This window comes from Vagococcus proximus, assembly GCF_029143285.1.
Taxonomy (GTDB): domain Bacteria; phylum Bacillota; class Bacilli; order Lactobacillales; family Vagococcaceae; genus Vagococcus_D; species Vagococcus_D proximus.
In genome coordinates, this window is the sequence record NZ_JAPDSH010000012.1 from 1 (window position 1) to 13553 (window position 13553).

13 protein-coding genes are annotated in these 13553 nt (G+C 36.3%); 11 read left to right on the plus strand and 2 right to left on the minus strand.

Going from position 1 to position 13553, the window contains the following annotated elements:
* Positions 1-55: 55 nt before the first annotated feature.
* Together OL233_RS11020 and OL233_RS11025 are read right to left on the minus strand one after the other, a co-directional pair.
* Positions 56-463, minus strand: a complete 408-nt coding sequence (locus tag OL233_RS11020; RefSeq protein ID WP_275472360.1) for a GtrA family protein — start codon at positions 461-463, stop codon at positions 56-58.
* Positions 464-474: 11 nt separating this feature from the next.
* Positions 475-1443 (minus strand): glycosyltransferase family 2 protein, encoded by a 969-nt coding sequence (locus OL233_RS11025; protein ID WP_275472361.1) that lies wholly within the window; start codon positions 1441-1443, stop codon positions 475-477.
* A gap of 551 nt (positions 1444-1994) precedes the next feature.
* On the opposite strand from OL233_RS11025, the gene OL233_RS11030 reads away from it, so the two are divergent.
* From OL233_RS11030 to OL233_RS11080, 11 genes are all read left to right on the plus strand, one after another.
* Positions 1995-3089, plus strand: a complete 1095-nt coding sequence (locus OL233_RS11030) for a Glu/Leu/Phe/Val dehydrogenase dimerization domain-containing protein (protein WP_275472362.1) — start codon at positions 1995-1997, stop codon at positions 3087-3089.
* A gap of 112 nt (positions 3090-3201) precedes the next feature.
* Entirely contained in the window at positions 3202-4038 is an 837-nt protein-coding gene (locus OL233_RS11035; RefSeq protein ID WP_275472363.1) for a phosphate acyltransferase, read from the plus strand.
* A gap of 22 nt (positions 4039-4060) precedes the next feature.
* Positions 4061-5122: a butyrate kinase gene (gene buk, locus OL233_RS11040; protein WP_275472364.1), complete on the plus strand. Its 1062-nt coding sequence runs from the start codon at positions 4061-4063 to the stop codon at positions 5120-5122.
* A gap of 14 nt (positions 5123-5136) precedes the next feature.
* Positions 5137-6564 carry a dihydrolipoyl dehydrogenase gene (gene lpdA / locus OL233_RS11045; protein WP_275472365.1) on the plus strand — a complete coding sequence of 476 codons (1428 nt, stop codon included), beginning with the start codon at positions 5137-5139 and terminating at the stop codon, positions 6562-6564.
* A gap of 32 nt (positions 6565-6596) precedes the next feature.
* The gene (locus OL233_RS11050) at positions 6597-7592 is read left to right on the plus strand and encodes a thiamine pyrophosphate-dependent dehydrogenase E1 component subunit alpha (protein WP_275472366.1); all 996 of its coding nucleotides are present in this window, start codon (positions 6597-6599) and stop codon (positions 7590-7592) included.
* 3 nt (positions 7593-7595) lie between these two features.
* Entirely contained in the window at positions 7596-8579 is a 984-nt protein-coding gene (locus OL233_RS11055; protein WP_275472367.1) for an alpha-ketoacid dehydrogenase subunit beta, read from the plus strand.
* A gap of 40 nt (positions 8580-8619) precedes the next feature.
* A complete protein-coding gene (locus OL233_RS11060) occupies positions 8620-9918 on the plus strand; it encodes a dihydrolipoamide acetyltransferase family protein (RefSeq protein WP_275472368.1) in 1299 nt (432 codons plus the stop codon).
* A gap of 107 nt (positions 9919-10025) precedes the next feature.
* Complete coding sequence (gene brnQ / locus OL233_RS11065; RefSeq protein WP_275472369.1) at positions 10026-11372, plus strand: branched-chain amino acid transport system II carrier protein; 1347 nt, start codon at positions 10026-10028, stop codon at positions 11370-11372.
* A 113-nt stretch (positions 11373-11485) separates the two neighbouring features.
* Positions 11486-12490, plus strand: a complete 1005-nt coding sequence (locus OL233_RS11070) for a linear amide C-N hydrolase (RefSeq protein ID WP_275472370.1) — start codon at positions 11486-11488, stop codon at positions 12488-12490.
* 70 nt (positions 12491-12560) lie between these two features.
* Entirely contained in the window at positions 12561-12728 is a 168-nt protein-coding gene (locus OL233_RS11075; protein WP_170167920.1) for a hypothetical protein, read from the plus strand.
* Positions 12729-12914: 186 nt separating this feature from the next.
* Positions 12915-13493, plus strand: a complete 579-nt coding sequence (locus tag OL233_RS11080) for an FUSC family protein (RefSeq protein ID WP_275472371.1) — start codon at positions 12915-12917, stop codon at positions 13491-13493.
* The last annotated feature ends 60 nt before the right edge of the window (positions 13494-13553 follow it).

The following is a 13553-nucleotide window of genomic DNA, read 5'->3' on the forward strand; positions in this document are numbered from 1 at the left end:
CGCATTAAAAGAAATCAAATAAAAAACTGCCAGTCCTCTTGGATTGGCAGTTTTTTTATTTTTTAAAGATAAATAATTTACTAAAAATATAATTAGCTATTAATACGACAACATTGGCTAGTATTTTAGCAATTATGGGAGTCATATCTAGCAAACTAATGCAGACAAACATAACGGCTAAATCCATGAAAAGTGATAGTACTCTAAATCCAAAGAACGAGCTTATTTCTTGTATGAGTTCAGTAAAGTTGTTATGTTTGCTTTCGAATACATAGAGTTTATTAGAAATGTAAGCAAATAAAACAGCAAATACCCAAGCAATAATATTAGAAATCGTATAATTTAATCCAAGTGTAGAATTAAATAAATAGAACGTTACAATATTTATGACAGTTGTGATACCACCCATTATAAGGTACATCAAAATAGAATAATAACGTTCAGTCATAAAGTCAAAACTCATCAGCCATGTTTTTATTTTTTGCATGAGTCAGTGTCCTTCCCGTCGTCTTCTGCTGTAATATATTCTTGAATAAGATATGGAGGACGTTGTTTAACTTCCATAAATATTTTTCCAATATACTCCCCCATAACGCCTAAGAAAATCAGTTGTGTCCCGCTTAGGAAGAGGATCAGAATAACAAGACTAGGATATCCGGGTGTAGCATTACCATACATAAGCGTTGTAATAAAAGTGTATATCATATAGATAAAAGCAAAAAGAGCAATAACAATACCTGAGACTAGAGAGAAACGTAGAGGGGCAGTAGAATCAGAAATAATTCCATCAATCGCTAGTTTTACTAGTGATTTAAATTGCCATTTAGTCTCTCCGGCAAAACGTTCATTGGCTTCAAAAGTGACTTCTTTTTTCTTAAATCCAATCCACATATAGATACCTTTAGTGTAGCGTTGTGATTCTCGTAGTTTCTTTATACTATCGATACATTTTCTATCTAATAATCTAAAATCACCTACAGCAGGTAAAACAGGAACAGTTGAAAACATTCCTAGAATTTTATAGTAGAGTTTTGAAAATCCTTTTTTCAGAAATGATTCGCCATGACGAGACACACGCTTACCATAAACATCTTGGTAACCATTTTCCCATTCCTTAATCATTTTTGGTACAGTACTTGGCGGATGTTGTAAATCTGCATCCATCATAATAATAGCGTCCCCTTTAGCGTAATCAAAACCAGCTAACATAGCAGGTTCTTTTCCGAAATTTCGGGATAAATCAACACATTTTACACGAGAATCCTGTTGAGTAAGTTCTTTAACAATGTCAAGCGAACGATCCATACTGCCGTCGTTTACAAATAAAAATTCAAAAATATACGTTCCTTTATATGGCTCAGCAAGTTCTACCAATTTTTCGTGCAAAACTACTAAATTATCTTCTTCATTATACATTGGAATGCAAATGGTAATCATCTTCATAATACGCACCTCATTTACTAAATGTAATATTTTATACCTAAATAATCATATCTTATTTTAATGTTAAAGTCCATTTAATTGAGGGAGGCTGTCAGTGAGTAATTGATTAAAATGAATAGCTGCAATTAATACTAAATTTAGGGCCATAAGTTTTTTCTATTAACAGAAAGTATGTATTTAAAAAAATGGACAATTTCTTTCAAAAAAAAACATAAGTGATTTTGTGATCAAAGGAAGTTGAGTCAGTCAATTAACTTGTATTATAACGAAATAGTAATCTGTTCTATATATTTTTTGTAATATGGATTTTATTACGGTCTGCAACTAAAAAAGAGTGTTATATAAAAAATACACAATAAACTATTGTACAAAATTGATATCAAGTTCATTAAGCCACTAGTAAAATACAATTTTGTATTATTAGTTTTTTCTCATTGAATGCTTATCTAATTTACATTTTTTTTTTTTAGATATGTTATTTTGGAGATAAGGAACACGTGTAAGCGTTTTCTTTTGTGAAAATAATAAAGTTTAAAGAGGAGGCAGTTTTTATGTTATTTGAAGAAATGGTTAACAGAGATTATGAGCAAGTGGTATTTTGTCATGATAAGAGTTCAGGTTTGAAAGCAATTATAGCGATTCACGACACAACTTTAGGACCAGCACTTGGTGGATGCCGTATGTGGCCATATGAAACTGAAGAAGAAGCCTTAACAGATGCTTTAAGATTAGCCCGTGGAATGACATATAAAAACGCAGCAGCAGGTTTAAACATTGGGGGAGCTAAAACAGTTATTATTGGAGATCCTAAAAAAGACAAAAGTGAAGCGTTATTCCGTGCGTTAGGTCGTTACATCGAAGGCTTAAATGGTCGTTATATTACAGCCGAAGATGTTAACACTACAGTAGAAGATATGAACTACATGTTCGAAGAAACAAATTATGTAACAGGTAGTAGTAGTGCAGCAGGTGGATCTGGAAATCCTAGTCCTAAAACAGCGTTAGGTGTTTACTATGCAATGAAGGCAACTGCAAAAGAAGTTTACGGTTCAGATTCATTAGAAGGTAAAACAATTTCTGTACAGGGTGTAGGAAACGTTTCTTATAGCTTATGTGAAATGTTACATGAAGAAGGTGCTAAATTAATCGTAACGGATATCAATCAAGAATCGATTGATCGTGCTGTAAATAATCTAGGTGCGACAGCTGTAGGAATCGATGAAATTTACGGTGTTGAAGCAGATATCTTCTGTCCATGTGCTTTAGGTGGGATTTTAAATGATGATACAATTCCGCAACTAAAAGTTAAGGCGGTTTGTGGTAGTTCTAATAACCAATTACTAGACATTGAAAAACATGGCAAAGCAATTGAAGAAGCAGGTATTGTTTATGCGCCAGATTATATTGTTAACTCGGGTGGTGTTATCAACGTAGCTGAAGAATTAAGTGGTTATGATGAAGCGAAAGCAGATCGCAAGATCAAAGAAGTATATAACCAAATGACGAAAGTATTCGAAATCGCTAAAAATGAAAAAATAACAACTGCGATGGCAGCCGATCATTTAGCTGAAAGTCGTATCGAAGAAATGATGCGTGTTCGTAGTACATTTTTACAAACTGAAAAATCATCAATTACTAAGCGTTAATTAAGATAGACATTTGAAAAGAATTATCTTCAGTTTGTGTATAAAGCATACCATGGAGGTAGTTCTTTTCTTATAATCAAAAACAATGACTTTAGAAAAGGTGTTGATAAAAATGAAGACAGATAAAAAAGCGATAGTGGCAGTAGCCGGAGCGAGTCAGAGTTTCGTTGATAAAGTAGTGAGACAAGCAGTTGATGACGGTTTATGTGACTTTATTTTATTTAGTAAGGAGTCATTGGAAGTTGAGATGGATGAAGTAACAGCAATGGTTTGTTTAGATGATCAAGATATGGTGACGGAAGCAGTAAAAGCAGTAGTTGATAAGCGGGCGACGGTTTTGATGAAGGGATCGGTTCAAACATCAACGATTTTAAAAGAAGTATTGAAGAAAGAGAATGGTCTTAGAAAAGAAGGCGTATTATCTCAAGCATCAGTGATTGAATTAACAGAAGGTGGTCGTCAATTTATTTTGACAGATCCAGCATTAAATATTCAGCCAGATGTTGCTCAAAAAGTAGAGATTACAAAAAATGCAATTGAAGTCGCGCATAAGATGGGGATTAAGTGTCCAAAAGTTGCGCTTTTAAGTTCAGTTGAAGTTTATAATCCGAAGATGCCTTCATCAGCAGATGCTCATGAAGTGCATAATTATTTTGAAAATAACCCAGTAGAGGCAGTTGTAGAAGGACCGATTTCCTTTGATATTGCGACATGTAAAGATGCAGCGTCAGTCAAAGGCTACGAAGGTAAAATAAAAGGCGATGCAGATGTTCTTGTAGTTCCATCGATTGATGGAGGGAATTTCTTGTATAAAGTATTTAGTCATTTTGTTCCAGCTACAGTCAGTGGTGTAATCGTTGGAGCGGGAGTTCCAATCGCTCTTTCATCAAGAAGTGATAGTACAGATACGAAAATGGCTTCTCTAAAATTGGCCATTCAAACAAGTTAAATAAAAGAAAGCGAGGCGGCATATGAACTTTGAAACATTAGTTATTAATCCAGGGTCTACTTCTACTAAAGTAGCGGTCTATCGTGGGGATGAAAAATTATTCCAAGAAGAATTAAGTCATCCAATGGCGGAGATTGAAGCGTATAAAAGTATCAGTGATCAATTTGACTTTAGAACGAAAGCTATTTTAAAAGTGATTGAGGATAATAACTATGACTTAACAAGTTTATCAGCGGTTGTTGGTAGAGGTGGGTTACTGAGACCGATTGAAAGTGGGACATATGATGTAACTGAAAAGTTAAAAGAGGACTTACGTATCGGTGTTTCAGGTCAACATGCTTGTAATTTAGGTGGATTAATTGCGGATGAGATTGCGCAACAATATGGCATTCCAGCTTACATTGTAGATCCCGTAGTGGTTGATGAAATGAAAGCGATTGCTCGTGTGTCAGGAACAAAAATAATAGAACGTACGAGTGTATTTCATGCGTTAAACCACAAAGCAGTAGGGCGTATTGCAGCTAGAGAGCAAGGAACGACCTATGATAAGAGAAATTATGTGATTGCTCACCTAGGTGGTGGTGTTTCAGTTGCTGCTCATGAACAAGGCAAAGTAATAGATGTGAACAATGCTTTGGGCGGCGAAGGACCTTTTAGTGCTGAGCGTGCTGGAGGAGTCCCAGTTTATGACTTTATTCAGGCGACAAAGAATTGGGACGAAGAAAAAATCTACAAGACGTTAATAGGTAAGGGTGGGTTGGTATCCTATCTTGGTACGAATGATTTACGTGAAGTTGAGAAATTGATGGCAGGTGGAGATGATAAGGCACAACTTATTTTTGAAGCAATGGCTTATCAAATTGCCAAGGAGATTGGCGCAAATGCAGCGTCACTTAAAGGGAAAATTGATGGGTTAGTCTTAACAGGTGGTCTATCAAGAAGTGAGAAGTTTGTAAAAGAAATTTCAGGATATATTGACTGGATTGCACCGATTATTGTAGTACCAGGAGAAGATGAAATGGGTGCTTTAAATCAAGGTGCTCAGCGTGTTTTAGCTAAAAAAGAAGATGTGAAACACTACTAAGAGGAGGAATTGTTTTGGCTCAAGAATATGATTTAGTGATCTTAGGCGGCGGAACAGGTGGCTACGTTGCAGCGATACAGGCAGCTAAAAAAGGGAAAAAAGTTGCAGTTGTAGAAAAATCTAAAGTAGGTGGAACGTGCCTACATAGAGGTTGTATTCCGAGTAAAGCACTCCTACGTTCAGCAGAAGTGTTTCAAACGGTTAAAAAAGCAGCTGAATTTGGTGTTGAACTTTCGGGTGATGCAGCGATTAATTTCTTGAAAGCGCAAGAAAGAAAACAATCGATTGTGGACCAATTAGAGAAAGGGATTCATCAGTTATTTAAAATGGGTAAGATTGATTTATATGAAGGGACAGGTACTATCCTAGGACCATCAATCTTCTCACCAATGGCAGGAACAATTTCAATTTCTCATGAAGATGGCTCTGAAAATGATATGATTATTCCTAAAAATCTAATCATCTCAACAGGCTCAAGACCTCGTCCGTTACCTAATCTACCATTTGATGAAGAGGTTGTTTTATCATCAGACGGCGCGCTTAAAATGGAAGAATTGCCCAAATCAATGGTTATTGTTGGGGGTGGCGTTATTGGTATGGAGTGGGCTTCATTATTAACTGATTTTGGGGTTAAAGTAACAGTTTTAGAGTTTGCTGACCGTGTGGTTGCTATGGAGGATAAAGAGATTTCAAAAGAGTTAACAACACTCTTTAAGAAAAAAGGGGTAGAGATTGTTACAGGGGCGGAAGTTTTACCTGATACGTTTAAGAAAACTAAAAAAGGGATGACTATTCAAGCAACTGTAAAAGGCGAAGCTCAGACATTTGAAGCTGATAAGTTATTGGTCTCAGTTGGTCGCCAAGCCAATATTGAAAATATTGGGCTTGAAAATACAAATATAATTCTTGAAAAAGGCTTTATTAAGGTAAATAATCAATTCCAAACAAAAGAAAGCCATATTTATGCGATTGGCGATTGTATCCCAACATTACAGTTAGCGCATGTTGCTATGCATGAGGGGACACTCGCTGTTAAGAGCATTTGTGGTGAGAAAGTTGAGCCAATTAATTATGATTTAGTTCCAAGATGTATCTACACATCACCAGAAATTGCATGTGTAGGGGTATCTGAAGATAAAGCTAAAGAGAACGGTCATAAAGTTAAGAAAGGCAAATTTGTCTTTAAAGGGATTGGCAAGGCTTTAGTTTTCGGAGAGTCGGATGGTTTTGTGAAAGTAATTGCTGATAAAGAAACCGATGATATTTTAGGAGTGGCAATGATAGGTCCTCACGTAACAGATATGATCAGTGAGGCGGCACTTGCTCAAGTATTAGATGCGACACCATGGGAAATTGGTGAGACAATTCATCCGCATCCAACTTTATCAGAGGCATTAGCAGAAGCAGCATTAGCAGTGGATAATAATCAAATTCACGGTTAGTAAGTAAAAAACTATTATCAGGAGGGAATACAATGGCTTTAAAAGAGACAGGTTTATCTAAAGAAGAACTACAAAGTATTTACCGAACAGCGTTATTAACAAGAAGAGTGGATGAACGCATCTGGTTATTAAATCGTGCCGGTAAAATACCTTTCCATATCTCGGGTCAGGGTCAAGAAATTGCTCAAGTAGGAGCAGCATTTGCTTTTGATTTAGACAAAGATTATTGCTTACCGTACTACCGTGATTTAGCAATGGTACTTAGCTTCGGCATGACAGCGAAAGATATTATGTTATCTGTTTTCGCTAAGGCAGAAGATCCAAACTCTGGTGGGCGTCAAATGCCATCCCATTACGGGCAACGAAAAAATAGAATTGTGACACAAAGTTCTCCAGTTACGACACAATTCCCACATGCTGCAGGGATTGGTTTAGCAGCGAAAATGGCTGGAGATGATAGCGTCTCTTATGCATCATGTGGTGAAGGGTCGTCTAACCAAGGAGATTTCCACGAAGGAATCAACTTTGCTAGTGTCCATAAATTACCAGTGGTATTTGTTATTCATAACAATCACTATGCAATCAGTGTGCCTGCTGACAAGCAATTCGCCGCTAAAAAATTATCAGATCGTGCGATTGGGTATGGCATTCCAGGTGTGCAAGTAGATGGTCATAATTTTGCTGAGGTTTACTTAGCATTCAAAGAAGCGACAGACCGTGCAAGAAGAGGTGAAGGACCAACTTTAATTGAGACTCTTTCTTATCGCTTTACACCACATTCTTCAGATGATGATGACCGTGTATACCGTTCACGTGAAGAGGTGGCAGAGGCTAAAGAAAAAGATCCGATTGAAATCTTCAAGAAAGAATTGATTGCAGAAGGCTTTATGAAAGAAGAAGACGTTGACGTGATGGAAAAAGAAATCGCTAAAGAAATCAACGAAGCGACGGATTATGCAGAAAATGCACCGTATGCGACACCTGAATCATCATTTAACTATGTTTATGAAGAAAGTGGGGAGGAATAAGTCATGGCAGTGATTTCATATATTGAGGCAATTAAGCTGGCTCTTCGCGAAGAGATGGAAAGAGATGAAAAAGTATTTATTTTGGGTGAAGATGTCGGTCAAAAAGGTGGCGTATTTAAAGCGACTGAAGGCTTACATGCAGACTTTGGTGAAGACCGTGTGTTAGATGCACCACTTGCTGAATCTGCAATTGTTGGGGTTGGTATCGGAGCAGCGATGTATGGTTACCGTCCAATCTCAGAAATTCAGTTTGCTGATTTTATTATGCCTGCTGTTAACCAAATTATTTCAGAAGCTTCTCGTATTCGTTACCGTTCTAATAACGATTGGAGCTGTCCAATGGTAATCAGAGCACCTTTCGGAGGCGGAATTCACGGTGGATTATACCATTCACAATCAGTTGAGAAAGTATTCTTTGGTCAACCAGGACTTAAAATTGTTATTCCTTCAAATCCATATGATGCAAAAGGATTATTGAAGTCGGCGATTCGTGATAATGATCCTGTTTTATTCTTCGAACATAAGAAAGCATACCGCTTACTTAAAGGGGAAGTTCCTGAAACAGACTATACTGTGCCGATTGGCAAAGCTAACGTAGTACGTGAAGGTTCTGATATTACTGTTATTACTTATGGTTTAGCTGTAGAATTTGCTAAAGAAGCAGCGGAACGATTAGCAGCAGATGGCTTCGATGTTCATATCCTAGATTTAAGAACAATCTATCCATTAGATAAAGAAGGCATTATCGAAGCGGCTAAGAAAACAGGGAAAGTATTATTAGTGACAGAGGATAACTTAGAAGGAAGTATTATCGGTGAAGTAAGTGCCATAATTTCAGAAAATTGTTTATTCGATTTAGATGCACCGATTGCAAGACTTGCAGGACCAGATATTCCAGCAATGCCATTCGCGATTACAATGGAGAAAAACTTCACCATTGACCCAGATAAAGTAGAAGTAGCAATGCGCGAATTAGCTGAATTTTAGATAGGTGTAACTAAACTATATAATTAAGGAGTGAAGTAGAGTGGCACTTGAACAAATTACAATGCCTAAATTAGGTGAAAGTGTAACAGATGGAAGTATTAGTTCTTGGTTGGTAAAACCAGGTCAACACGTTGAAAAATATGAAGCATTAGCAGAAGTATTAACAGATAAAGTAGTAGCTGAAATCCCTTCATCATTCACAGGAGCAATTAAGGAAATCCTAGTGTCTGAAGATGAAACGGTAGATGTGGGTACAGTAATTTGTACCATTGAAACAGATGGTGCAGGTTCTGAACCTGTTGCTGAAGCAGCACCTGCAATAGAAGAAAAAGCACCTGTAGCAGAATCACCAAAACAAGAAAAAACACCAACAAAACCTGCAGTGAAGCAATCTGGATCAGGTATGAGATTTTCACCAGCGGTATTAAGATTAGCTGGCGAACATGATATTGATTTAGCTCAAGTAACAGGTAGTGGTTCTGGCGGTCGTATTACACGCAAGGATATCCTAGCTGTTATTGAAAATGGTGGCACGCCACAAGCCGTACCAGCTGTATCAGCTCCAGTTGAGCAACCTCAAGCGCCAGCTGCGGCAGCACCTGTAGCAAGTAGTCCAGCTCCAGCGGTAGTTGCAAGTGGTAATGTTGTTGAGATACCAGTAAGTGGTGTCAGAAAAGCAATCGCTAAGCATATGGTTGAAAGTAAACAAACAATTCCGCATGCTTGGATGATGGCAGAGGTAGATGCGACAAACCTTGTAAACTATAGAGACAGTATCAAAGCTCAATTTAGAAAAGACGAAGGTTACAATGTAACGTACTTTGCGTTCTTTGTAAAAGCAGTAGCCCAAGCTTTGAAAGAATTCCCACTATTAAACAGTAGCTGGGCAGGAGATAAGATTATTCAAAATAAAGATATTAATATTTCAATTGCTATTGCAGCAAATGACTTATTATATGTTCCAGTTATTAAAAATGCTGATGAAAAATCAATCAAAGGCATTGCAAGGGAAATTAACGATTTGGCAGCAAAAGCTAAAATTGGTAAGTTAGCACCATCTGATATGGAAGGTGGCACTTTTACAGTTAATAGTACAGGATCATTTGGTTCGGTTCAGTCTATGGGAATTATTAATCATCCGCAAGCCGCTATTTTACAAGTTGAATCTATTATTAAGCGTCCGGCAGTAGTTGATAATATGATTGGGATTAGAGATATGGTAAACTTATGCCTATCTATCGATCACCGCGTATTAGACGGTATGATGGCAGGCGCATTCTTGAAGACGGTGCAAGAATCAATAGAGAAAATCTCTAAGGATACAACATCCGTTTATTAATGATAGTCGATAGAAGAAAGAGAGACCCTCTTTCTTCTATTTATTAGAAAGTTTCATTTATGGTCTGTTTAATCGTGAAAGATAGCAAGTTATTTGGGAGGGATATTATGTCTAAAAAAGTACCGACGTCTTATGTTATAATCTTAGGTTTAATGCTGTTTGCAATGTATTTTGGTGCAGGTAATTTGATTTTTCCAGCAATAATTGGTCAGCAGTCAGGAACTAATATTACGTCAGCGATGGCAGGGTTCTTCTTAACAGGGGTAGGGTTACCACTATTAAGTTTCCTAACACTCGTTGCAACCGGTAAAGATAATATTCAAGAATTAGCTAGCCGAGTCACACCGTGGTTTGGGGTTGCCTTTGCTGTTGTTTTATATTTAGCAATTGGCCCATTTTTTGCCATTCCTCGTGCAGGAACAGTTGCCTTTGAAATTGGAATTAAACCCTTTAGTAGTAATTTAGGTGAATCTACAACATTATTAATTTTTTCAGCTATATTCTTCACGATTGCCTGTTTATTAGCCGTATTTCCGGCCAAGGTAGTCGATATTGTAGGAAAGTATTTAACACCATTAAAAATCACATTAATTGGTATTTTAATTGTAGTAGCAGTGGCATTTCCTATGGGGAAAATCTATGAGCCACAAGATCAATTTATAGACTCAGCATTTGTTACAGGGTTTAAAGAAGGGTACCTAACCCTTGATGCGATGGCATCATTTGCTTTTGGTATTATTATTATTGATGCAGTGAGATTAAAAGGTGCCACTGACAAAAAACATGTTATGGCAGCGTGTGGTAAAGCGATTGGAATTGCAGCAGTTTTGTTAGTCATTATGTATTCAGCATTATCTTACATGAGTGCAACTAGTGTATCTAAGATTGGTTACCAAGAAAATGGTGGCGAGGTTTTAGCAAAAGTATCGAATTATTATTTTGGTATTTATGGCAATATTTTATTAGGTTTGATGATTTCAGTAGCGTGTATGACAACATGTATTGGTTTGTTATCAGCCTGTGCACAATATTTTAGTCGTCTGTATCCTAAAGTTAGCTATCAGTATTATGTAATCGGAATGGCGATATTTAGTTTTTTAGTATCTAACATGGGTCTTACTGGTTTAATCAAATTTTCAGAGCCTATCCTAAATGCTATTTATCCTTTAGCAATCAGCATGGTATTCTTATTGCTATCAAATAAATGGTTTAGAGGAAATCGTCGAGTGTATCAAATGGTTATCTTATTTACATTCTGTATTAGTATTTTTGATGGCTTTGATACAGCTGGAATTAATATTTTAAATATTTCTAGTTTCTTAAGTAAGTATTTGCCTCTATACGAAATGGGACTAGGGTGGATAATCCCAGCAATTATAGGAGCGGTTGTAGGGAATATTTGGGCAATGATGGAACGAAAAAATAGTCCTGAAAAAGTAATGGAATTTGAATAAATGAAAAGCGTAATCCAAAAGGATTACGCTTTTTTTATTTGTTTAATAAAACACTGATTAAGAATAAGATAAAGATGTATAATAAATGTGTATAAATAAAGGGGGATTTAGATATGTGTACAAGTATCAGAATTATTAGTAAAGAAGGAAAGGTTATTTTTGGTCGCACTCAAGAATACATGTTGCCACTACCTTATGTAGGTGTAAATATCCCTAAAGGAACGCATTTAGTCAATACGATGACACCGATTGATTTTAAGCATCAGGCAATAGGTGTGTGTTATGATGGTGAGCCATTTGGTGTGGAAGGTGTTTTATTTGCTGACGGAATGAACAGTGCTGGAATAGGGGCTAGTATGCAATATTTTAGCGACTATTGTGTTTACGGTAAGGAAGAAGCGATAGTGACACAAGGAAAAAAAGCATATCGTGGGGAAGAATTTGTAACATGGGTTCTTGCCACAATAAGTTCGATTGATGAGCTTATTGAAAAATTAGAAACAGAAATCGATTTGTGTGATAAATTAAATAATTTAGGAAAATCAGACCCTTTACATTTTAATGTGACAGATAACTATGGTCGTTCTGTTGTAATTGAGCATACGAGTGAAACGGGTGGATTTGATATTCATGAAAATGAAGTTGGAACAATGACGAATCATCCAACTTATGATTGGCATTTAACGAATTTATCTAATTATGCAGGGATGCAAACGCCTCTTTTGAAAGAGGTTGTGTTAGGTAAGGCTACAATTCCATCTGCTGGAAAAGGATCTGGAATGTTTGGGTTACCAGGTGATTTTACCTCAGCTAGTCGTTTTGTAAGAGCGACATACTTAAATAATTTATCAAGTACAGTGTCACATGATAAAGGGATAGATAAATTCTTCCATATCATGAATCAGTTTGATATTCCGGATGGTGTCTTTGATTTACAAGATGGGACAGATTACGTGTATCATACGCAATATACAAGTGCCTATGATTTAGCTAATATGGAAATGTATGTGTCTATGAATGGCAATCGTCAATTACAAAAAATTGAAATGGTAGAAGTGAACGGTCTAAAAAAATATAAATTTGAAACGACACAAGCTATTGATACTATAAGTAACTAATTGTCCGGTTTTGTTTCTTGCTTATTTTTGCTATACTTATAGAGATAGAAATAGGGAGGGGACTGTTAGTATGAGAGAAGAATTCCAATGTCAGCACTGCTATACTAAGTTAGTGAAGATTTATGGTGAAGATTTCCCAAAGAAAGAACGTGCGGTCTATAATTGTCCGGCGTGTTCTAAACAGTTATATACAAAACGAACAACTGAAAATATCAAAATTCGTTTAAATGAAAAATAAGAAACATCTTGCTTAGGCGAGGTGTTTTTTATTTTTTTTTTTAAAATATAGGTTAGTTATTTAATAAGTAGTGCAGATTTTAGGTGAGCGAAATAGTCTTTTAAAATGAAAACATTCACATTCTGACTTGAAATACTCCACTATATTTACTATCATTGATAGGTATGGCATAACAGTTGCAAGGTTATGTTAAGAAATAAAGAGGTGACGAGTCGTTTGAAAATAGGAATGCGAACAATAAAAACTGGTATAAGTGTCTTTTTTTGTATTGTGATTAGTTTTTTATTCAATAGAGACACTTATGTTGTAGCGGCAATTACAGCCATTTTTACATTAAGAGAAGACATGGAAAATACAATTCGCTACGGGAGACATCGTGTTGTAGGGAATATTGTGGGTGCGTTGACCTCACTCGTTGTGATTACCATATTTAAAATTTTTGGTGATTCAGAATTAGTTCAAGTTGTTGCGATTCCGATTGTGATTGTTTTAATGATTGCAACATTGTCGAATATAAAATGTCATGAAGGAACAGTGGGAGCGAGTGCAACACTTTTAACTATCTTATTTATGATCCCTAATACGGAGTCATATAGTTATGCGTTGGCAAGAGTTGTAGACGGGTTTATTGGGATGTTTATCGCACTAGCCGTTAACCATATCTTGCCGAATCGAAAGATGCATTTAGAAGTGATTGATAAAGAAACTATGGAAATAGTTGAGGATGACTTAGAAAAATCTGATGGAGAAAAGGTTACGGGTTAGGCCGGGGCCTTTTTTTCGTACTTTCGACTGAGGTGTTTTATTAAAAATAAGGTATAATAA

Bases quoted from the DNA above. Each gene is read 5' to 3' on its own strand.
- buk (WP_275472364.1), top strand. From the start codon at position 4,061: ATGAACTTTGAAACATTAGTTATTAATCCAGGGTCTACTTCTACTAAA.
- OL233_RS11025 (WP_275472361.1), bottom strand. From the start codon at position 1,443: ATGAAGATGATTACCATTTGCATTCCAATGTATAATGAAGAAGATAAT.
- OL233_RS11030 (WP_275472362.1), top strand. From the start codon at position 1,995: ATGTTATTTGAAGAAATGGTTAACAGAGATTATGAGCAAGTGGTATTT.
- OL233_RS11050 (WP_275472366.1), top strand. From the start codon at position 6,597: ATGGCTTTAAAAGAGACAGGTTTATCTAAAGAAGAACTACAAAGTATT.
- OL233_RS11080 (WP_275472371.1), top strand. From the start codon at position 12,915: ATGTTAAGAAATAAAGAGGTGACGAGTCGTTTGAAAATAGGAATGCGA.
- OL233_RS11070 (WP_275472370.1), top strand. From the start codon at position 11,486: ATGTGTACAAGTATCAGAATTATTAGTAAAGAAGGAAAGGTTATTTTT.
- brnQ (WP_275472369.1), top strand. From the start codon at position 10,026: ATGTCTAAAAAAGTACCGACGTCTTATGTTATAATCTTAGGTTTAATG.
- OL233_RS11035 (WP_275472363.1), top strand. From the start codon at position 3,202: ATGAAGACAGATAAAAAAGCGATAGTGGCAGTAGCCGGAGCGAGTCAG.
- OL233_RS11020 (WP_275472360.1), bottom strand. From the start codon at position 463: ATGAGTTTTGACTTTATGACTGAACGTTATTATTCTATTTTGATGTAC.
- OL233_RS11055 (WP_275472367.1), top strand. From the start codon at position 7,596: ATGGCAGTGATTTCATATATTGAGGCAATTAAGCTGGCTCTTCGCGAA.
- OL233_RS11075 (WP_170167920.1), top strand. From the start codon at position 12,561: ATGAGAGAAGAATTCCAATGTCAGCACTGCTATACTAAGTTAGTGAAG.